Origin of the sequence: Actinomadura fibrosa (genome assembly GCF_900659615.1) — a bacterium.
Classification (GTDB): Bacteria; Actinomycetota; Actinomycetes; order Streptosporangiales; family Streptosporangiaceae; genus Spirillospora; species Spirillospora fibrosa.
The window spans coordinates 1-19,630 of sequence record NZ_CAACUY010000088.1; the positions used below are offsets into that span (position 1 = coordinate 1).

19 protein-coding genes are annotated in these 19,630 nt (G+C 71.6%); 10 read left to right on the forward strand and 9 right to left on the reverse strand.

All coding sequences use genetic code 11. From position 1 onward, the window contains the following. The coding region (locus tag E1300_RS26130) for an AfsR/SARP family transcriptional regulator (RefSeq protein ID WP_165502998.1) at positions 1 to 2,963 on the reverse strand (2,963 nt) is incomplete at its 3' end. Positions 2,964 to 3,021: 58 nt separating this feature from the next. On the opposite strand from E1300_RS26130, the gene E1300_RS26135 reads away from it, so the two are divergent. After that, the gene (locus tag E1300_RS26135; protein WP_131759718.1) at positions 3,022 to 3,447 is read left to right on the forward strand and encodes a limonene-1,2-epoxide hydrolase family protein; all 426 of its coding nucleotides are present in this window, start codon (positions 3,022 to 3,024) and stop codon (positions 3,445 to 3,447) included. A 174-nt stretch (positions 3,448 to 3,621) separates the two neighbouring features. Next, the gene (locus E1300_RS52760; RefSeq protein ID WP_242619404.1) at positions 3,622 to 5,250 is read left to right on the forward strand and encodes a serine/threonine-protein kinase; all 1,629 of its coding nucleotides are present in this window, start codon (positions 3,622 to 3,624) and stop codon (positions 5,248 to 5,250) included. A 189-nt stretch (positions 5,251 to 5,439) separates the two neighbouring features. Here the strand turns inward: E1300_RS52760 and E1300_RS26145 are convergent, their stop codons facing one another. Continuing rightward, complete coding sequence (locus E1300_RS26145; protein WP_131759719.1) at positions 5,440 to 6,291, reverse strand: hypothetical protein; 852 nt, start codon at positions 6,289 to 6,291, stop codon at positions 5,440 to 5,442. Between the two features lie 149 nt (positions 6,292 to 6,440). Beyond that, the gene (locus tag E1300_RS26150; protein ID WP_165502999.1) at positions 6,441 to 6,767 is read right to left on the reverse strand and encodes an SAM-dependent methyltransferase; all 327 of its coding nucleotides are present in this window, start codon (positions 6,765 to 6,767) and stop codon (positions 6,441 to 6,443) included. Here E1300_RS26150 and E1300_RS26155 point away from each other — a divergent pair. After that, positions 6,760 to 7,317, forward strand: coding sequence for a plasmid pRiA4b ORF-3 family protein (locus E1300_RS26155; protein ID WP_165503000.1), 558 nt, complete (start codon positions 6,760 to 6,762; stop codon positions 7,315 to 7,317). The two genes, E1300_RS26150 and E1300_RS26155, sit on opposite strands and share 8 nt — an antisense overlap. A 152-nt stretch (positions 7,318 to 7,469) precedes the next feature. On the opposite strand, the gene E1300_RS50340 is transcribed toward E1300_RS26155, so the two are convergent. Further along, on the reverse strand, positions 7,470 to 7,625 hold the full coding sequence (locus E1300_RS50340) for a hypothetical protein (protein WP_165503001.1): 156 nt from the start codon (positions 7,623 to 7,625) through the stop codon (positions 7,470 to 7,472). 35 nt (positions 7,626 to 7,660) lie between these two features. Between E1300_RS50340 and E1300_RS26160 the strand changes: the two genes are divergently transcribed. From E1300_RS26160 to E1300_RS50350, 3 genes are all read left to right on the forward strand, one after another. Continuing rightward, positions 7,661 to 7,909: a hypothetical protein gene (locus E1300_RS26160; RefSeq protein ID WP_131759722.1), complete on the forward strand. Its 249-nt coding sequence runs from the start codon at positions 7,661 to 7,663 to the stop codon at positions 7,907 to 7,909. Positions 7,910 to 8,069: 160 nt separating this feature from the next. Beyond that, positions 8,070 to 8,228, forward strand: a complete 159-nt coding sequence (locus tag E1300_RS50345) for a hypothetical protein (RefSeq protein ID WP_165503002.1) — start codon at positions 8,070 to 8,072, stop codon at positions 8,226 to 8,228. A gap of 553 nt (positions 8,229 to 8,781) precedes the next feature. Beyond that, positions 8,782 to 8,955, forward strand: a complete 174-nt coding sequence (locus E1300_RS50350) for a hypothetical protein (protein WP_165503003.1) — start codon at positions 8,782 to 8,784, stop codon at positions 8,953 to 8,955. Between the two features lie 17 nt (positions 8,956 to 8,972). Here E1300_RS50350 and E1300_RS26165 read toward each other — a convergent pair whose 3' ends face one another. Continuing rightward, a complete protein-coding gene (locus E1300_RS26165; protein WP_131759723.1) occupies positions 8,973 to 9,230 on the reverse strand; it encodes a hypothetical protein in 258 nt (85 codons plus the stop codon). A gap of 150 nt (positions 9,231 to 9,380) precedes the next feature. On the opposite strand from E1300_RS26165, the gene E1300_RS26170 reads away from it, so the two are divergent. Next, positions 9,381 to 10,202, forward strand: a complete 822-nt coding sequence (locus tag E1300_RS26170) for a helix-turn-helix domain-containing protein (RefSeq protein ID WP_131759724.1) — start codon at positions 9,381 to 9,383, stop codon at positions 10,200 to 10,202. 2 nt (positions 10,203 to 10,204) lie between these two features. Beyond that, complete coding sequence (locus tag E1300_RS26175) at positions 10,205 to 10,408, forward strand: DUF397 domain-containing protein (RefSeq protein WP_131759725.1); 204 nt, start codon at positions 10,205 to 10,207, stop codon at positions 10,406 to 10,408. Here E1300_RS26175 and E1300_RS26180 read toward each other — a convergent pair. From E1300_RS26180 to E1300_RS26190, 3 genes are all read right to left on the reverse strand, one after another. Further along, the gene (locus E1300_RS26180; protein ID WP_242619405.1) at positions 10,405 to 10,872 is read right to left on the reverse strand and encodes an NUDIX domain-containing protein; all 468 of its coding nucleotides are present in this window, start codon (positions 10,870 to 10,872) and stop codon (positions 10,405 to 10,407) included. The two genes, E1300_RS26175 and E1300_RS26180, sit on opposite strands and share 4 nt — an antisense overlap. A 10-nt stretch (positions 10,873 to 10,882) precedes the next feature. After that, the gene (locus E1300_RS26185; protein WP_207399960.1) at positions 10,883 to 12,754 is read right to left on the reverse strand and encodes a DUF2075 domain-containing protein; all 1,872 of its coding nucleotides are present in this window, start codon (positions 12,752 to 12,754) and stop codon (positions 10,883 to 10,885) included. A gap of 132 nt (positions 12,755 to 12,886) precedes the next feature. After that, positions 12,887 to 13,234, reverse strand: a complete 348-nt coding sequence (locus tag E1300_RS26190; protein ID WP_131759744.1) for a nucleotide pyrophosphohydrolase — start codon at positions 13,232 to 13,234, stop codon at positions 12,887 to 12,889. A 95-nt stretch (positions 13,235 to 13,329) separates the two neighbouring features. Between E1300_RS26190 and E1300_RS26195 the strand changes: the two genes are divergently transcribed. Next, positions 13,330 to 13,650: an NIPSNAP family protein gene (locus E1300_RS26195; protein ID WP_131759726.1), complete on the forward strand. Its 321-nt coding sequence runs from the start codon at positions 13,330 to 13,332 to the stop codon at positions 13,648 to 13,650. Here the strand turns inward: E1300_RS26195 and E1300_RS26200 are convergent. Then, positions 13,623 to 17,177: a WD40 repeat domain-containing protein gene (locus E1300_RS26200; RefSeq protein WP_131759727.1), complete on the reverse strand. Its 3,555-nt coding sequence runs from the start codon at positions 17,175 to 17,177 to the stop codon at positions 13,623 to 13,625. The genes E1300_RS26195 and E1300_RS26200 overlap by 28 nt on opposite strands. A 153-nt stretch (positions 17,178 to 17,330) precedes the next feature. Between E1300_RS26200 and E1300_RS26205 the strand changes: the two genes are divergently transcribed. Continuing rightward, complete coding sequence (locus tag E1300_RS26205; RefSeq protein ID WP_242619406.1) at positions 17,331 to 19,484, forward strand: phosphocholine-specific phospholipase C; 2,154 nt, start codon at positions 17,331 to 17,333, stop codon at positions 19,482 to 19,484. The last annotated feature ends 146 nt before the right edge of the window (positions 19,485 to 19,630 follow it).

Consider the following 19,630-nt stretch of genomic DNA (forward strand, 5'->3'; position numbering starts at 1 on the left):
AGCAGCGCCGCGCGCGCCGCGTCGCCCTCGGCGAGGGCGGCACCGGCCAGGCCGACGACCGCGCCGGCCTGGTTCATGAAGATCGGATGGTCGATCGCCAGGCCGAGCGCCTCCTCGAACCGGGCCCGCGCGCCCGCCGCGTCGCCCTCCGCGAGGGCCAGCCAGCCCAGCCCGGTCAGCGCGGACGCGTGGACGGCGGTGCCGATGAACCGCTCGAACGCGTAGCCGGTCGCGGCGGCCTCGTAGCCGCGCCGCGCCCCGGCGAGGTCGCCGCGCAGCCGCGCGACCTGGCCGAGCCCGTTGTGCCCGGCGGCGACCTTGTCGGGGGCGCCCGCGCGGCGCGCCAGCTCCATGCCGCGCGTGTAGTCGGTGTGCGCCGCGTCCAGGTCACCGGCGTGGACGTGGACGTCGCCGCGCCGGAACAGCAGGTCAGCAGTGTCCTCCAGGGCGCCGAGCTCCCCGGTGAGGCCGAGCGCCTCGTCCAGCAGCGCCAGGGCCCGCTCGCGGTCGCCGCGCCAGTCGGCGAGCTGGGCGAGCGGGTCCAGGCAGTTGGCCCGCCCCCAGCGGTCGCCCGTCGCGCCGAACTCGCGCACGGCCTCGGCGCACGCCTCCTCGGCGGCGTCCGTCTCGCCACGGAACTGGTGCAGGAACACGTCGCTCATCCGCAGCAGCGCCCGCGACCACGGGTCGTCGCCGATCTGCTTCTCCATGACCGGGACGTCCGTGCGCGTCGGACCGGCGGTCAGCGCCCACAGGACGGTCGTCACCGGGTACCTCAGCGTCCGGTCGATGCCGTGCAGCAGTTCCTCGGCCCGGTCGAGCCACGGCGCGGTCCGGGCGCCGGTGCCGCCGCCCGCCACCGCGTTCGCGACGCAGAGGACGTACTCCTCCTCCAGCCCCGGCGGCGGCTCCAGGCCCACCGTGCCGAGCAGGTCGACGGCCAGCGGCGCGCCCTCGATCCGTCCCCGCAGCCACCAGTACCAGGTCAGGGACGCCACGAGCCGCAGCGCCAGCCCCGGGTCGAGGCGCGTACTGCGGCGCAGCGCGGCGTGCAGGTTGCCGTGGTCGGCGGCGAGCCGCTCCAGCCAGGCGAGCTGCTCCGCGCCACGCAGGTGCGGGTCGGCGCGCCGCGCCAGCTCCAGGAAGTACTCCGCGTGCGCCCGCCGCAGCCGCTCCTCCTCGCCGGCCTCCGCGAGCCGCTCCGCGCAGAACGCGCGGACGGTGTCGAGCATCCGGTACCGGACGCCGTCCGTCTGGAGCAGCGACTTGTCGGCCAGCTCGACGAGCAGCTCGTCCGCGCCGTCCAGCCCGCACACCCGGACCGCGGCGTCCATCGCCAGCCCGCCCGAGAACACCGTCAGCCGCCGCGCGAGGGCCTGCTCCGCCGGGTCCAGCAGGTCCCAGCTCCACTCGACGACCGCGCGGAGCGTCCGGTGCCGCGGCGCCGCCGTCCGGTTGCCGCGCGACAGCAGCCGGAACCGGTCGTCCAGCCGCGTCGCGACCTCCTCGACCGGCAGCGACCGCAGCCGCGCCGCCGCCAGCTCGATCGCGAGCGGCAGCCCGTCCAGCGCCCCGCAGATCCGCAGCACCGCGTCCGCGTTCCCGGCGTCCACCGCGAAGTCCGGGCGGACGGCCGCCGCCCGGTCGGCGAACAGCCGCACCGCCGGATACGCGGTCAGCTCCGCGACCGGTGCGCCCTCCGGCGGCAGCGCCAGCGGCGGCAGCGGACGCAGCGCCTCGCCCGTGATCGCCAGCGCCTCCCGGCTCGTCGCCAGCACCCGCAGCCGCGGGCACGCGCTCAGCAGCCGGTGCGCCAGCCGCGCGACGGGCTCCACCACGTGCTCGCAGTTGTCGAGGACGAGCAGCATCCGCCGCCCCGCCAGCGCCGTGACGAGCCGCTCCTCCGCCGCCGGCGCCTGCTCGCCCGGCCCGTGCTCGCCCGCCGCGGGCAGCATCGCGCTCTCCCTCAGCCCGAGCGCCCCGAGCAGCGCCTTCGCCACCTCGGACCGCTCGACGGGCGCCAGGTCCACGAAGCAGACCTCGCCGTCCTCGCGTCCCGCCGCCTCGATCGCCAGCCGCGTCTTGCCCGCGCCGCCGGGCCCGAGCAGCGTGACGAGCCGCCCGTCCGCGAGCATCGCCCCGACCCGCCGCACCTCGTCCTCGCGCCCGACGAAGCTCGTCAGCTGCGCGGGCGGCGGCGTGACCCGCGCGGGCTCCGGCCGGTCCCGCACGTCGAGGTCGCCCCGCAGGATCGCCAGGTGGACGTCCGCGAGCTCCCGCGACGGATCGGCGCCCAGCTCGTCCGCGAGGATCCGCCGCCCCTCCTCGTAGACGGTCAGCGCCTCCGCCTGCCGCCCGCCCGCGTACAGCGCGCGCATCAGCAGCGCCCGCGCCCGCTCCCGCAAAGGCTGCTCCTCGACCAGCTCCCGCAGCCGCGCGGCGGCCGGCCCGCTCTCGCCCAGCGCCAGCTCCGCCTCCGCGGCGTCCTCCGCCACCGCGGCACGCCGCTCCTCCAGCCGCGCCGACTGCGCCTCCGCGAACGGCGCGTCCAGATCCGCGAGCGCCGGCCCCCGCCACAACCCCAGCGCCTCCCGCAGCAGCTCGACCGCCCGCGCGTGCTCCCCGGCCGCGAGCGCCCGCCGCCCCTCGTCCGCCAGATCACCGAACCGGTGGACGTCCACCCGCTCCCGCGCGACCGCCAGCCGATAACCCGCCGGATGCCCCTCGACGAGCCCCGCGTCGCCCAGCCCGCGCCGCAGCCGCGACACCTGCGACTGCAGCGCGTTCGCGGCCCCGCTCGGCGGCTCCTCCCCGTACAGCCCGTCGATCAGCCGCTCCGCCGGGACGACACGCCCGGCGTCCAGCGCCAGCATCGCGAGCAGCGCCCGCACCCGAGGCCCCCCGACCGCGACGCCCGCATCCCCGCCGCGGACCTCCACCGGCCCCAGCACACCGAACCGCATGGCCTGATTCTGGCGCATCCCCTCCACTACCGTGGTGGCCCCGACCCGAAGGAGCGCCATGACCGGGATCCAGGTCGTCACCGACTTCCTCTCCGCCCTCGAAGACCTCGACATCGACCGCGCCCTCACCCACGCCGCGCCGGACATCGTCTACCAGAACGTCCCGCTCCCGCCCGCCCGCGGCCTCCCCGCCGTGGAGCGGACCCTCCGCGCCATGACCCGCTACGGGACCGGCTTCGAGGCCCGTATCCACAACATCGCCGAGAACGGCCCGACCGTCCTCACCGAACGCACCGACGTCCTCGAAGCGGGCCCCTGGCGCGCCGAGTTCTGGGTCTGCGGCACGTTCGAGGTCCACGACGGCCGCATCACCCTCTGGCGCGACTACTTCGACTGGACGACCTTCCTCGCCGCGAGCGCGAAGGGCCTCGTCGGAGCCGCCTTCGCCGCCCTCTCGCCCCGCCCGAAGACCACGACGCACTGACCCGACGTCGCGATTGGGTGAATTCCGTCCCGCCCCCGTCCGCGAATGGGTTGGATTCGGAGGGTGCGCGGCGGCCCGCTGGCCGGACGCGGACACGGGCGGGGTACCGGGATCGCCGCCGGGCAGGTCATGGGGACCGGCCGGCGACCCGGCGGACGGGGACGGTGAACGGGCATGACGGAGCCGCTGCGACCCGGTGATCCGGAGACGATCGGCCGCTACCGGCTGGCCGGACGGCTCGGCGCCGGCGGCATGGGCGAGGTGTTCTTCGGCTACTCGCCCGGCGGCCGCGCCGTCGCGGTCAAGGTCGTCCGCGCCGAGCTCGGCTCCGACGAGCAGTTCCGCCGCCGCTTCGCCCGCGAGGCCGAGGCCGCCCGCAGGGTCGGCGGCTTCCACACCGCCCAGGTCGTCGACCTCGACCTCACCGCCGACCCGCCCTGGCTCGTCACCGCCTACGTCCCCGGCCCGTCCCTCGCGACCGTCGTCGCCGAGCACGGCGCCCTGCCCGAACGGTCCCTCCGCGTCCTCGGCGCCGGCCTCGCCGAGGCCCTCGAAGCCATCCACGCCGCCGGCCTGGTGCACCGCGACCTGAAACCGTCCAACATCATCCTCGCCGCCGACGGACCCCGCGTCATCGACTTCGGCATCGCCCAGGCGCTGGAGGGCACCGCCCTCACCATCCCCGGCGGCTCCATCGGAACGCCCGGCTTCATGGCCCCCGAGCACGTCCGCGGCACCGGCGCCACACCCGCGTCCGACGTGTTCGCCCTGGGCGCCGTCCTCTGCCACGCCGCGGGTGTCCAGCCGTTCGGCGAGGGCCCGCCCCACACCCTGATGTACCGGATCGTCCACGACGAGCCGGACCTCCGCGGCGTCCCCGCCGGCATCCGCGACCTCGCCGCCGCCTGCCTCGCCAAGGACCCCGCCGCACGCCCCACGCCCACCGCCATCGTCAATCTGCTCGGCGCCGCCCAGGGCCCGATCGACGAATGGCTGCCCGCCCCGGTCACCCGGATGGTAGACCGCCACAAAGGCGCCACCCCGCCCTCCGCCACCCCGCCCTCCCGACCGCCGGCCGCGCCCTCGTCGCCGTCCTCGGTGCCGCCCTCGGTGCCGTCGCCTCCGGCGCCGTCCTCGCCTCCGGCGCCGTGGACCCCATCACCTTCGGACGCCTCGGCCTCATGGACGTCGTCGCCTCCGGCCCCACCGTCCTCGGCCTTGCCGCCCCCGGACCCGGCGCACTGGAGCGCGGCACACCCGGGCGCTCTCCCTCCGGCTCCGATCTCGACCCCGATGCCCGTCTCGCCCACGGACGGCATGGCACCACGCAACCCGCGCCGCAGGACATGGCCGCTCCTAGCCGGCTTGGGCGCGGTCGCCCTCGCAGCGACGATCACCGTCGGCGTCCTCATCGCCCGAGGCAAGTCCTCGCCCGAACCGCCCGCACCTTCTCCGAGCACGTCCACCGCCGCGGACGTGGCGCACTGCGACCGCGAAGGCAAGCAGGTCACCGACCCGCAGGGCCGCAGCTTCGACACCTGGACCTGCGCCACCGAGCGCAAAGGCCCCCTCTACGCCCAGCGGACGCCCGGCCCGGAGACCGGCTACATCAGGTCGGACTCCAACTGGTTCGTCTGCCAGCAGCAGGGCGCCCCCAACCCCGGCGGCCAGGGCACGACCTGGCTCTACACCCAGGGCGACGACCGCTACACCAACGACGGCTGGGGCTGGTACCCGGCCACCTACGTCTCCCCGACCTGGACCAAGTCCCCCATCCCAGACATCCCCACCTGCCCCTTCTAACGCACTCCTCGTCGACTCCGATCGCCTCCGGGGAAGCGGCCCTCCCTCTTGCCGCCTTGGGACGTCTGAGCAGGACGGCATCGGCGTCGCCGCTCGTCTACCCGCGACAGCTTCGGATTCGTCCTGGAATATCGGAATGCGGGGGCCGTTCGGCGACGGCCCCCGCATTTCGACATCCCACCTGCGGCTCTACCGGAGCTTGGCCAGCTCCTCGGCGGTGAAGGACGGGCCGGGCGCGATCTTTCCGTCGGTGATGAAGGCGATGAAGTCCTCGTCGTAGAAGTCGCTGCCCTTCACGATGTCCTTGACGGCGTACTTCCCGGGCGCGGTCACGCGCTGGCGGGCGTACCACTGGTCGACGATGAAGGCGTCGGCCCCCCAGGTCGAGATCGTGCCCGGAGTGCTGCCGGAGGCGCGGCCGATGACCACGAACGCGTGGCCCTCGCCGCCAGGTGCGAGGTTGAACTGTTCGACCCGCGCGCCCTCCGGCACGAGCCTGGTGTTCTCGGCCAGCCACCCCACGGTCACGCCCGCGATGTAGGTGCAGTTGCCCGCCGTGAAGCCGCTGTAGTTGGTCCGGCCCCACTCAAGGTAGCCCTTCTTCAGCAGAAGGCGGACCTCGTCGAAGTTGTCGGCGGTCACGTCGACCAGCTTGTCGTCTTCCTTGATGCCCTTCAGCTCGTTGAACCGCGCCTTGTACTTCCGGAGATCGAGCGCAGCCTTCTCCTTGATCCCCGCGTAAGTCGCCGTTTCGGGAATGGTCAACGGTGCCGCGGTCAGCCCTGGAGTGGCCTTGATCTTTGAGACCTCAAGACCCTTCTCGTAGACCTTCTCCCAGGGATTCCACAGCTTGCAGCCGGCGAGCCTGCTGCCGTCGATCGCGTCCTGGATCGCCTTCATCGCCTTCGCCTTGGCCGAAGCCGCGTCGGTTTTCTGTGGACCGCTCATGAGATCGCCCTCCCCGTCCCCGTGAACCCGAACACCGTCATGCTGACACCGCCACCGGTAAGGCGATAGCCCGCCCGTATAGATCGTTTTCATCTGGCCGAAGTCGGCCCACCATATTGCTGGCGGCCATCAAAGCGTCTAGGGATTGCCGGAATCCTATGATCTCCACAATGCTGACCGCACAGTCTCGCCGACGGTTTGCCTGTCCGAAGACCAAGACCGATTCTCGCCCGGCCGGTTCCTCAGCCACTGCGGGCGACACTGCCGAGCAGGTGCAAGCCGGAGGGCGCCGCCTTCTCGTCCGCACGCCACTGGGGTGACGTCCACCAGCCCGGGGGCGACGAGCTCACGGCCCCGAACAGCACTTCGATCTCCTCCGGTGCGCGTAGACGCAGCGGCACCGGCGCATCCCTGTACTGCTCGTCGATCGCACGGAGCACTTCCGTGGAGGCCCCCGCGCTCGTCATATGCGAGATCGCAAGGAAGCTACCGGACGGCGCGATCGCGGTGACTTCGGGTGACTTGCCGTCTCGCGGCTCCGTTGTGCGGGACGATCGGCGGGTGCGCATCTTCCGACTTGAGATCACGCTGCTGGACATGGAGAAGCCGGTTCGGAGGACCGTCGAGGTTCCCGCCGACACGACCCTTTCCGACCTTTACTACGTGATCCAGGCGGCGATGGGCTGGGACTTCCACAGCCACATGCACGTCTTCGAGACTCACCTTGGCCGGTTCGGCGTCGCCGACGGCGAATTGGGCATCGAGGATGCGGCGCACGTCACGCTCGAGGCCGTCGCTCCGCGCTTCGGCTACGTCCACGACTTCGGGGACGACTGGCAGCATGATGTGCGCGTCACCGGCGACTTCTCCGCCGAACCGGGCGTGGACTACCCGCGCGTCGTGGACGGCACTGGTGCGTGCCCACCCGAGGACAGCGGCGGCCCGCCCGGCTTCGCCGCCATGCTGGACGCCCTGGCCGACCCGAGCCACGACGACCACGAGATGTACATGGAGTGGACGGACGGCGGTTTCGACCCGGACGCTTTTGACCTCGACAGGGCCAACCGCCGCCTCCGCGCAGGAACTGCCGACCTAGGGACATTGGCAGATATGGATTAATGGTTCGCGGAGGCGCGCGTGCCGGATGTCATGCGCGCCAAAACCGAAGGCATCGTCCACGCCGTGGGCCGCGTCGGTCGCACCCCCGTCACATGTCTGCGCAGCAGATGGCCGAGCTGTTCGGCGTAAAGCAGACCACGATGTAGAACAAGTCAAGCCGCGTACTGGACGAGCTCGGCACCGGGACACTCGACGACGAGTCCGTCCACCCGGACTTCGACGACCATCCCGCCAACAAGGTCGGCGAGCTGCTCGGCCTGTTTCCCGAAAGCGTCCCCGTCCTCGCCGGTGAGGGCCGGAGCCGCCACCGCTGCCCGTCCTGCTGGACTCGATGATTGAAGGCGTGCCCGAGGAACTCCTGAATCATTCCGACCCATTGCAGGCCGAGGCGCACTTCTCGGAGATCGTCGGTTCCTGGTGGGGCCAGGAGCTCGTCGAAGGCGACATCGACGAGGTCTTCTACGGCGGGCTCATCGACCGCGCCGCCGACCTGGGCACCCGCAAGGCGCTCGCGCTCCTCCGCGCCTTCGCCGCCCTCGCCCCCGCCACGTACCGACGTCGTGCACTAACAGCACTCTTGATCATCCGGTGACGGAGAGCTTCGTCGAAGACCGCGCCGTCATCCTGAGCAGGATCCGAGCTCTCTCGAAGGCGGTGTCCTCGATCCGCTCTCGACTTACGACGACAAGGCCCGCCAAGCCATCGTCGACGAGTCTCCGGAATCGCACCCCCGCCTGCCGTCGAAGAGCGCCGTGGCCGTCCGCGCCATCGTCGACTACGGCTGCGATTACGACGTCGGCAGACCCCTCCGAATCAGCCCCGCGAAACTCGACGCTCCGGTCGAGGAAGTGATCGGCACTCCGGCCGAGCTGCGCGCCCTGGCCAAGGTCCTTCCATCCTGGACGCGTTGAACCGCCGCCCGCCAAGACCTCCCAACTTCCATGCTGGAGGCCGTGGTAGAGGCAGCCGAAGAGAACGCGTCCCGCCTCTGACCACACCGTGTGGCCGAGACGCGGAGGACCTCCTGGTCACGCGGTGGCTTACGAGCTATATCGCCGAGCGCGCTTCGGCGATCGCCTGGTCGAGTTCGGCCGGTGTTGCCGCGCTGACAAGGCGCCAGCGTGTTCCTCCGGGGACGATAGCCCACCACATCTGAGTCCTTGCTCCCCACCAGCGTGGAGCAGCGAGCAGCCCGTTCGCGTCGCGTCTCGCCGCGGCGGGTGGGGACGCGGTCGGTTGGCCGCCGTGTGCGACGGTCGCCGCCTGAGCACGGCGCGACTGCGCGGCGAGCGCTGCTGTGACGAACGGGATGAGGATCCGAGTGACTCTCTCCGCCGCGAGTAGCGGCTGAGTATGCGGCGCCAGGTTCTCACCCGTACTCGACCGGTACCACCACGTGTCGGCCGTGGCACCGGGTGCCATCGTGACGCTCTCGCCGAACTGCGGTACGGCGCGGTCGAACACATGGAGGACGGGAGTCGCGCCGGCGTAACGCGGGACAGCCGTCCATCCCTCCCGGACGACTTCTCCCGCGAGTCGATCCAGGTAGGCGATCGAGCCGGACGTCCGGTCGTCGTGTCCGTCCGGTTGAGGACGCTCGTCCGATCGGTGTGGTTCGCCGGGGTGGTGGCGTCCTGACGGCTGGGCCCAGATCCTCACCGGGCCGTCCGTCCCTGCCGCGCGGCTCCGGGACGAGCCGCCGCTCGGACCCTCTCAACTTGCAGCGCGGTGCGGAGGTCGTCGGCACTTCCGCGGACGACGGTCGGATCGACGCCGGCGGTGGGATCGTGCAGCGTCGCCACCCAGTCGCCCAGGCGTCCGTCACGGCGAGTCGACCGCCAGATCCGATGGCTCGGGAAGTCGGCGCGGAGTTCGGCCAGCGCCCGGTCGGCGGGGTCGAATGGTGTGCTCATGATCGTGCGAACCTCGCAGGTCGGTTTCTCTGCGTTATCGCCCCCAACCATGCTGTGACCGAGTTATGGTCGGGAAGAGCGGGAAAGCCATCTGCGGAAAGCTCATATGTGGGGTCGGAAACATGCCCCGGTTTCCCTCTGGAGCGCGCCATGCCTCGTCGTCCCCGTGACCCCGGTGTCCCCACGTCGCCGACCGAGTACTTCGGTACCGAATTGCGCGCCTACCGTGAGGCTGCAGGGATGTCCCGTCCACAACTGGCGGACAAGCTGGGATATACCCCCCAGTGGATTGGGCAGCTTGAGGCCGGTAAAAGCTCTCCGTCCGAAGAGTTCGCCAAGGACTGCGATACCTTCTTCACGACGAACGGGACATTTCATCGAATATGGGAGTGGATCCGGGATGTCGACCGACTGCAGGTGCTGCCGCCGGGCTTTCCCGATTTCATCGCCAGAGAGGCCGAGGCCACGGTCATGCACGTCTTCGAGACGATGGTCATCACGGGACTCTTCCAGACCAGGCAGTATGCGTACGAGGTGCTCAAGACGGGGCGGGCGCCGGAGGAGGTTGACAAGCTCGTAGCAACAAGGATGGAGCGGCAGGGGATCATGGCACGCGAAGTTCCCCCGCACGTGGTTGCGATCTTCGACGAAGGCGCTGTCCGCCGTCCCATCGGAGCGCCCGAGGTCATGCGGGAGCAAGTTCGCCACCTCATCGAGTTGGCGGCGTTGCCCAACGTCACCATGCAGATCGTTCCGTTCGAAACTGGGAGCTATGCGGGGCTGCCTGGAGCGTTCACCGTCATGGGCTTCGAGCGTGACCCGGATGTCGTACATGTTGGTGGATATCTTGGAACTCAACTCTTTGAGCATCCCGACGTCGTCCGAACCTATGCGCTACAGTTTGATCTCATTAGGGGTGCGGCGATGTCCGTCGATCATTCCCTGGCTCTACTTCACGCGATCTTGGAGTGACCATGGCTTCTACCTCGGCTGTGCAATGGCGTAAGAGCAGTCGGAGTGATAACACGGGTGGGCAGTGTGTTGAGGTTGCGGAGCTGGCGCCGGGTGTTGGGGTGCGTGACTCGAAGGATCCTGCGGGAGCCGTCTTGCGCTTCAGTGCGGCCGAGTGGCGGCACTTCGCAGCTTCGGTGCGGAGCGGTCGGTTCGACCTGAGTTAGTGCTGTTCGTCTAGTGTGCTGAGCCAGCGGCGGACGGGGACGGACATTCCCGTCGGCAGGTCGTCCAGGGCGAACCAGCGGGCCTCCAGGATCTCGGCGGTCTCCAGGTCGATGCGGCCGCCCGTCACCGTTGCTTCGTAGTAGGCCTCGACTCGCCATCTGAAGCCGCTCGCGAGGTGGAGCGGCGGGCCCTTGACCGCCACTTCCAGGGCGGTCTCCTCCTGGATCTCCCGGGCGACGGCGTCCTCCAGGCGTTCACCCGCGTTGACGTAGCCGCCGGGCAGGCCCCAGGCGCGGTACTGCGGCCACAGCCGATGGCGGAGCAGGAGGACGCGGCCCTGGTCGTCCCGGACGATTCCTGCGACATAGACGAGGAATGTCCGATGCCTGATGCGCGCCACTCGCCATTGCACGCGTCCGCTCAACATGTGCCAGAGCCGCGCGAGGAGCCGGTGCATCAGCATTCGGGCAAGCCTATGCCAGTAGGCGCGAGAGATAGGCCTGTGTTGGCGGGTCGCAGGAGTAGAGGATCGTGCCGGTCATGCCTCGGGTCAGGAGGACCTTGTAGGTGTTGCGGATGAGCTTGTCGGCGTCGGCGTCCGAGACGGTGCGAGGGCGGAGGGCCGGGTCTTTGCTGGCGCCGCGGACGGTGCGCAGGCGGCCGTCGCGGTAGACGAGGTCGGGGCCGAGGATGACGCCGTTCCAGTCGTACTCGAAGCCCTGGGCGGTGTAGACGCAGCCGACCTGGCCGAAGCCGCCGTCGTCCGTCGCCCAGAGGTCGCTGGGCGGGGCGTCGCCAATCGAGCGGTCGCCTTTGACGTTCCAGGGGCGGGCCCAGCCGCCGATGACGACGTCGCTGACGAGGGAGAGCTGCCCGCGGTGGTCCTTGCGGGGGTCGCTCCAGGGCCAGCAGAAGCCGGCGGTGATCCGTGCCGAGTAGCCGTGGTTTCGCTGGGTGCTCAGGGCGACTTCGAGGTCGTACGGGGAATCGGCGAGCGTCACCTCGAAGTGGTCGTCGCCTTCCCAGCGCTTCGGCTCGTCGCCGTCCAGGCCGAGCAGGCTCAGGACCCACTCCTCGTACTTGCGGCTGCCGCCGCAGCGGAACTGCTCGTCGAGGGAGACGTGGACGACGCGCAGTTTCTTCGCGTCGGCGTGCTCCTCGATCTGGGCGAGGGTGCCCATCTCGCCGGGACGGACGACCTGGTGCTCGTCCAGGAGGAACACCGGGACGCGGGCCGCGTCGATGAGTTCGTCGACCTGCGGGCGGCCCGTGCGGAGCCGCGCGGGGGTGTAGCGGTTGGCGGAGACCTCGCGGATCCGGTGGGCCTCGTCGCAGATGAGGACGTCGAGGCCGTTCTTGCGGGCGTCCATGAAGTTGTTGAAGTACTTGAACAGGGCCTTGGTCTGGGTGGAGCCCCTGGCCACGTGGCGCCGCATCGTCTGGGTGAACGACTTGGAGCCGGTCGCGTGCAGGACGGAGTGGCCCTGCCGGGACAGCTCGCCGAGGAGCGACAGGGCGATGACGCTCTTGCCGCTGCCGGGGCCGCCGGTGATGACCACGACGGTCTTGGTGTCCTCCCGGTGCGCCTTGTCGACGGCGTGCCAGACGATCTCGGCGGCGAGCCGCTGCTCGGCGAGCAGGACGAACCTCTCGCGGGTCCGGATCTCCTCGGCGGCGTGCTTCAGGAGTTGCTTGGACGGGCGGACCTCACTGGTCAGCAAGCGGTCTGCGGCACCGGCGCCGGGCTTGGGCGCGAAGCGGTCGCGCAGGTACTCGACGAAGGCGCCGCGGGTGCTCTGGGTGAACAGCCGGGTGCGGTCGTCCTCGACCGTGTCGTAGAGGTCGGCGACGTCCTTGCGGGACGCGTTGTGCAGGTAGGCGACGGCGTGCAGCGCGTCGGGGTGGTCGGCGAGGACGGTGAGGAAGTCGAGGATGTAGTCGCTATAGCCCTTGGCCTGGAGCGCAGGGTGCAGCTTCGGTCTGCCGGACATGTGCTGGACGAGGACGCGCCTGGCGTCCTCCTCCCAGACCTCCGCGTGGCTCCACTGCTTCAGCTCGACGACGACGTAGGCGTCGCCGCCCGTCCGGCGGTCGACTCCGGCGAGGACGACGTCGGCGCGCTTGCTGGTCAGGGGGAGCTGGTACTCGATGAGCATCTCGACGTGCCCGAGGCCCGCCTCGACGAGGTCATGGGCGAGGATCGGGAGGCTGCGGTCCCAGGCGCGGCGCTCGGAGTCGGACACGCGCAGGCCGGCGGCCATCCTCAGATGCTCGGCCAGGACCTCGCTCAGCCTTCGCTCAAGCGGCGACAGCAGCGCTTCGGCGGTGCGACGGAAGACCGTCACGGGACCTACCCCCAGGCAGCACGAAGATCTCGTGCGGTATGGGGGCGTGTCCGCGATCAGGGGATCGGCGGAAGCCCGTCGGGCCGCAACTCCTTACGCGGGAAGGCTATCGGCGTCCGCCGACATTCCGGGTCACGACAGGGGAGGCGCCTTGCGGGCGGAGCCCCGGTAGGTGGCGGCGTCATAGCGGCGCTCGCCCTCGTCGAGCTTGTCGTTCGCGGCCTGGACGAGGTCGATGCCGAGGACGTCGGCCAGGCGGGTGAGGTAGAGGAACACGTCCGCGGCCTCCGAGCGCACGCGGTGGCCGGCGTCCGGGTCGTCCATGACCGTGACGGACTCCTCGGGCGTCAGCCACTGAAACTCGGCGAGCAGCTCGCCCGCCTCGCCCGCCAGCGCCATCGCGAGGTTCTTCGGCGTGTGGAACTGCTCCCAGTCCCGCGCGGCGGCGAACGCCCGCTGCCGCCTGATCAGCTCATCCATCCCCGTCACCCGCACGAGCGTAATACCGCTCCCTGTCATGACCGTGGACGAGGCTGGGAGGATCGACGCGCAGACGGACGGCGTGGGGAGCGGTCATGGGCAGGACGGCGCAGTTGCGGACGTACACGATCCGCGAGGGGCTGCTGGACGAGTGGGCGGCCAAGTGGCGGGACCTGGTCGTGCCGCTGCGGCTGGAGTTCGGGTTCGAGATCGGCGGGGCCTGGCTGGACCGCGAGCGGAGCCGGTTCGTCTGGGTGATCGCGTATGACGGCCCCGGGTCGTTCGAGGAGCGCAACGAGCGGTACTGGGCGTCGCCGAAGCGGGCGGCGATGGGCCTGGACCCGGCCGACTACCTGGTCGGCCGGGAAGTGCGCGAGGTCGAGTGGTTCTACGGGTCGCCCGCCGGGAGCAGGTGAGCGCGGCGCTCGTCCTCGGTCAGCGTACGGAAGGCGCGGTTGCGGGCGGCGGCCTTCAGCGCGTCGAGGTCCGGCTCGGCCTTCCACACGCGGGCGGTGCCGTCGTAGGAGCCGGTGACGACGTGCCGGCTGTCGGACGTCCACGCCACGCAGGTCACGCGGTCGCGGTGGACGCCCACGACGCCGATCTCGGTGTGGCCGCGGGCGTCCCACACGCGGACGGTCCGGTCGTAGGACGCGGTCGCGATGCGGGTGCCGTCGGGCGACCAGGCCACCGCGTGGACGCGCGCCTCGTGGCCGGCCAGCACCGCCACCTGGTCGCCGCCGGCCACGGCCCAGATGCGGGCCGTCCGGTCGGCGGAGCAGGTGACCACGAGGCGTTCGTCGGGCGACCAGGACACGCCGTCCACCCAGTTGCCGTGGCCGCGCAGGACGGTGCGCTGCCGGGCGGCCAGGGCGTCCCAGATGCGGGCGGTGCGGTCGTCGGATGTGGAGGCGAGGAGGTGCCCGCTCGGTGACCAGGCGAGTCCGACGACCCAGTCCTGGTGCCCGGTGAGCACCGCCAAGGGGGCGCCGTCGGCGGCGTTCCAGAGCCGGATCTTGCAGTCCCGGCCCGCGCTCGCCACGCGGCTGCCGTAGCCGGTGACGCACTCGACGACCGTGTCGGGGAGTTCGACCGTCCACCGGTTCCGGACCGTCAGGTCACGGGTGACGTGCAGGTGGCGGATCGTCCTGGCGGCCGAGCAGGCGAGGTAGCTCGTATGGCTCCACTCCACGTGCAGGACGGCGTCCCCGTGCTCGTCGATGGTCCCGCGCGGTCGCCCGGTGGTGCCGTCCCACAGCCGGACGGTACCGTCGTCCGAGCAGGTCATGACGTGGTCCCGCGCGTTCAGCGCCTGGACGGCGACGCCCCGGACGGCGCCTCTGTGACCTGCCATCAGTACCTCCTCGGCTCCGCGCGGGACGAGATCCCAGACGCGCGCGGTGCCGTCGGCGGAGCCCGTGGCCAGGCGGGCGCCGTCAGGGGACCAGGCGACGCTCCACACGTCGCCGAGGTGGCCCCGGAGCGCGGCGATCTCCTGGGCGGTGTCCGGATCCCAGATCCGCGCGGTGCGGTCGCCGCCGCAGGACGCGAGCCGCGTGCCGTCCGGTGACCAGGCGACGTTCCACGCGCGTTCCTCGTGCGCCCGGATCAGCATGGTCTGGCCGCCGGAGCGGACATCGAAGACACGGACCGTCTGGTCTCCGGACGCGGCGGCGACGCGCGTGCCGTCGGGATGCCAGGCCACGCCCTCGACGAAGTCCTCCGGCCCTCGCAGAACGATCTGGAGCTCGGCCGCCGGGGCGCTCCAGATCCGGACGGTGCGGTCGTGTGAGCCGCTGGCGAGGCGAGTGCTGTCCGGGGACCAGGCCAGACCCAGGATGTTGTCGGTGTGCCCGCGCAGTTCGCCGACGAGTTCGGCGGTGTCCGCCTCGTAGATTCGGATGGACAGGTCCCGCGAGCCGGACGCGATCCAGCGGCCGTCGGGGGACCACGCGACGGCCCGGACGACGTCCGCGGCGTCCGTGAAACGCCCGGTCCGGAGCCCGGTCGCCGCGTCCCAGATCCCGACCGTTCCGTCGCGCGACGCGGTGGCCACCCGGGTGGAGCCGGGGGACCAGGCGGCCATCTCGACCATTCCGGCGTGGTCGCCGAGGACGGTCGCGGTGGCGCCCGCGGCGTCCCAGATGCGGGCGGTGCCGTCGCGGGACGCCGTGGCGATGCGGGTGCCGTCCGGCGACCAGGCGACATGGCGGACCGCGTCGCCGTGCCCGGCCAGTACCGCGGAGAGGTGGTTGAACGCCAGCGCGGCCATCAGCGCCCTGACCGCGGCGGGCGTCGGAGGGCAGTCGGACAGCGCGGTCAGGGACAGGAGGGTCGACAGGTCCGGATACCGTTCGGCGTTGGCGAGGACGTGCTCGCCGACGCGTTCGGACACCTGCCGCAGGAACGCGAGGTCACGGCGCTGGGACGCCTCGACGAGCGCCCGGGCCCGGGCGGAGGGCTGACCGCTCTCCTCGAGTCCGGCGAGCCAGCGCCCGGCGAGCGCCAGCCGTTCTCCGGTGAGGAGGTAGTCGGCGCTCCGCCCGGCGCGTTCCCAGTCGGCGGCCCAGCGTTCGAGCTCGCCCCGCCGGCGCAGCTGCTCGGCCTTCGCCTCGACCTCCTGCCGCAGGGGCGGCCACTGCCGGAACAGGGCCTCGTGCGCGACCTGGGCGAACGGGGGGCCTCCGGCGGCGCCGGTGACGAGGAGGCGGGCGTCGACGAACGTGTCCACCACCGTCCGCTCCGCCTCGGTGAGGTCCTCCAGCGGGACGCGGCGGCGGACGGCGTCCTGCCCTTCGATCGTGACGAACTTCAGCAGGACGGCCAGGACCGGTTCGATCCCGTCCTCGCCGCGCAGCCCGGCCACCACCTGGTCGGCCTGGCGGGTCATCGCCCCCGCGACGCCGCCGAGCGCCCGGTAGGCGCTCTCCGTGACCAGCGCGCCCGGGCCCGCGGTGAAGTACAGCTCCTGCAGCAGGTAGGCGAGCAGGGGCAGCGCGTCGGTGGTCCCCGCGTCGTCCACGATCAGCTGGACGAGCCCGGGCTCGAACCTGAGGTCGACCAGCTCGGCGGGCCGCTCGATGACCTGTGCCAGCAGGGTCCGGGTGAGCGCCCCGATCGCCAGCGGAGCCTGGAACAGCCGGGCGTGAGGGGTGTCGAGGAACTCGCGGAGGAACTCGACGCGGGCGGTGGCGACGGTGCAGAACCTCCCATCGCGTTCCAGGGCCGTGACGACGGCGTCCAGGCAGCGCCTTCTCTCCTCGGCACCGGTCAGCGTCAGTGTCTCCTCCAACTGGTCGACGACCAGGAGGATCCGCCGGTGGCGGTGACCGGTGCTCCGGCGGATCGCCCGCAGCAGTTCCGCGAGCCCGTCCGGCGAACGGCGGAGCCGCCTCGCCGCGGCGTTCCGATCGGGTGCCCCGCCGGCCTGGGCGACGGCGGACGCGAGCGCGGCGATCGGGTCGGCGCCCGGTGTGATGACGGGCAGGATCAGCCAGCGGCGCTCGCGCAGCCGGGGTAGCAGGCCGGCCTGCACGAGGGACGACTTGCCGCTGCCCGACGCTCCCACGAGCACGGTGAAACGGTCGGTGGACCGCTCGCCGGACGCGTGCAGCCGGCGGGTGAGCTCGGCCGTCTGCACCTCGCGGCCGAAGAAGACGGGCGCTTCGTCCTCGGTGAAGGCGTCCAGCCCGGGGAACGGGGTCCGGTCGCGCCGCCAGGTCCGCCGCGGGGGCGGCGGACGGTCGAGCCGGAACGCGACGACGTGGCCGGCGACGAGCGCCACGATCAGCACGCCGATCGCGGGGACCGCGGCCTTCTGCAGCACCCTCAGCAGGAGCGGCGCGTGCTCGGCGTTGGTGGCGTAGTTGGTGACGATGCCGAGGAGGCTCGCGACGAGGACCAGGAGGACCTGCAGGAACAGGGACAGCCTCTGATGCCTCATGCCACCTGCTGAGCGGTGTCGCGGCCCACCTGCCGTCCTCCTGGCTGCCGTCGTGCCGGCATGACCGGAGGCCAGCTTCGGGCGGGGGGCGCCGGCGGGGCAAGTGTCCGGCCGGAAAGGGTCAGGGTCGTCGGCTTGCCGGGAGGTGGATCCATGCCCAAGGTTCGGGTGGTGGACATCAGGGGGACGTTCTGCGGTGCGCTGGCGGTCAGGGTGGGGCGCCAGAAAGGCGGGATGGAAACCGAGATCACTGGGGTCGGGTTCGACCGGCGCCGGTTCCTGGCGGGCGGGGCGGTCGCGGGCGGGGGTGCGGTGGCGGCGTCGCTGCTGCCGCCGTCCGTGCACGCGGCGATGGCGGCGCCGATGCGCCACGGTGGGTTGAAGGCCGTCGAGCACGTCGTCCTGCTGATGCAGGAGAACCGCTCGTTCGACCACTACTTCGGGCGGCTGCGGGGCGTCCGCGGGTTCGCGGACCGGAACGCGATCAGGCTGCCGGACGGGGCGCCGGTGTACGAGCAGCCGGGCGGGGGCGGGAAGGTGCTGCCGTTCTCGCTGCGGGAGGCCGCCGAGCGGGCCAGCAAGGATCTCCAGTACATGGGGAGCCTGCCGCATGGGTGGACGGACGGGCAGCAGGCGCACGCGGGCGGTTGGAACAACGGGTGGATCGGCGCGAAGTCGCCGGCGACGATGGCGTACCTGGAGCGGCGGGACCTGCCGTTCCACTACGAGCTGGCCGACACGTTCACGGTGTGCGACGCGTATCACTGCTCGGTGTTCAGCTCCACGAGCCCGAACCGGAACTACTTCGTGTCGGGGTACACGGGGTCGGAGGCGAACGGCCGCAGGGCCGTCGACAACGCGGCCTACGACTACGACCATCCCGGATACACCTGGACGACGTACGCGGAGCTGCTGCAGAAGGCGCGCGTGCCGTGGAAGGTGTACCAGGAGTGGGACAACTACACCGACAACAACATCGAGTTCTTCGCGAGGTTCAAGGCGATCGGGAAGAAGGCCGTCCCGAGCGGGTACCGGACGATCGACGAGTTCTACATGGCCGTGCTGGACGCGGACGCGGCGAAGCGCGCGGCGCTGCTGGCGGAGCTCGACCGGGGCGTGACCGCGCTGCCGCGGGAGGAGCGGGATCTGTTCGAGCGGGCGCTGCGGCGCGGGCCGTCGGGCGGGCTGGCCGCGGCGTTCCGCGCGGACGTCGAGGCGGGGAGGCTGCCGAAGGTCTCCTACATCGTGCCGTCGGCGGCGGAGTCGGAGCACCCCGGCGGCTCGTCGCCGGTCCAGAGCGCCCGGATCACCTACGACATCCTGGACGCGATCGCCTCCGACCCGGAGGTGTGGTCGTCCACGGTCGTCTTCCTCATGTACGACGAGTACGACGGGCTGTTCGACCATGTGCCGCCGCCGGTGCCGTCTGCCGGTGTGGCGGACGAGCACTTCGAGGGCAAGCCGATCGGGCTGGGCTACCGGGTGCCGCTGACGGTCATCTCGCCGTGGACGGTCGGCGGGTACGTCAACTCGCAGGTGTTCGACCACTCGTCGCTGGTGCGGTTCACGGAGCGGTGGCTGGGGGTCAAGGCGCCGGACATCAGCGACTGGCGCCGGACGGTCGCGGGCGACCTGACGTCGGTGTTCGACTTCGAGCGGCCCGGACGGCCGCCGCGGATCGCGCGGCCGGGGGAGGTGCCGCCGTTCACCGGCCGGTGGCGCCCGTCGCCGCCCGCCGAGCAGCGGATGCCGGGCCAGGAGCCGGGGACGAGGCCCGCCCGTCCGCTGCCGTACGGGCCGGAGGCGTCCGCGCGGGTCGTCGGCGGGAAGCTGCGTCTCGACCTGGTCAACACGGGGTCGGAGAGCGTGCACTACGCCCTCTACCCGTACGCGGGGGAGCTGCCCGCGCCGCGGCATTTCGACGTCCGGCGCGGTGAGCGCGCCGACATCGCGGTGCCTAAGGGTTCGTACGAGCTGGTGCTGACGGGCCCGAACGGTTTCCGGCGCGAGTTCGCCGGGCGGACCGCCGCGACAGCGGAGGTGAGCTCGAAGGCGGGCGGGTCGCGGGACCTCTGGGTCACGCTGCGGAACACCGGGCGGTCCGCGCTGACGTTCGAGTTGGGGGCGCTCGCGTACGGCGGTGACCGGCGGCGCACCGTCCAGGTGAAGGCGGGCCAGAGCCGGACGGTCCGCTGGCGCACCCGCGAAGGCTGGTACGACGTCGAGGTGAAGGTCGCGGAGGACGCCGCGTTCCGGCGAAGGCTGATGGGCCACATCGAGAACGGCCGCCCGAGCGTCTCCGGTTGATCCCGTTCTCCTCTCGGCCCGGCGCGCCCGTTTCAGGGCGCGCCGGGCCGTTCCGCATTCCGTGTTGTACCGAATAGGGGTGGACGGTGGGATTGCAGGGGTTGATGGGGGGTGTGAGGTGACTTGTTTGTCATCCGAAATTCACC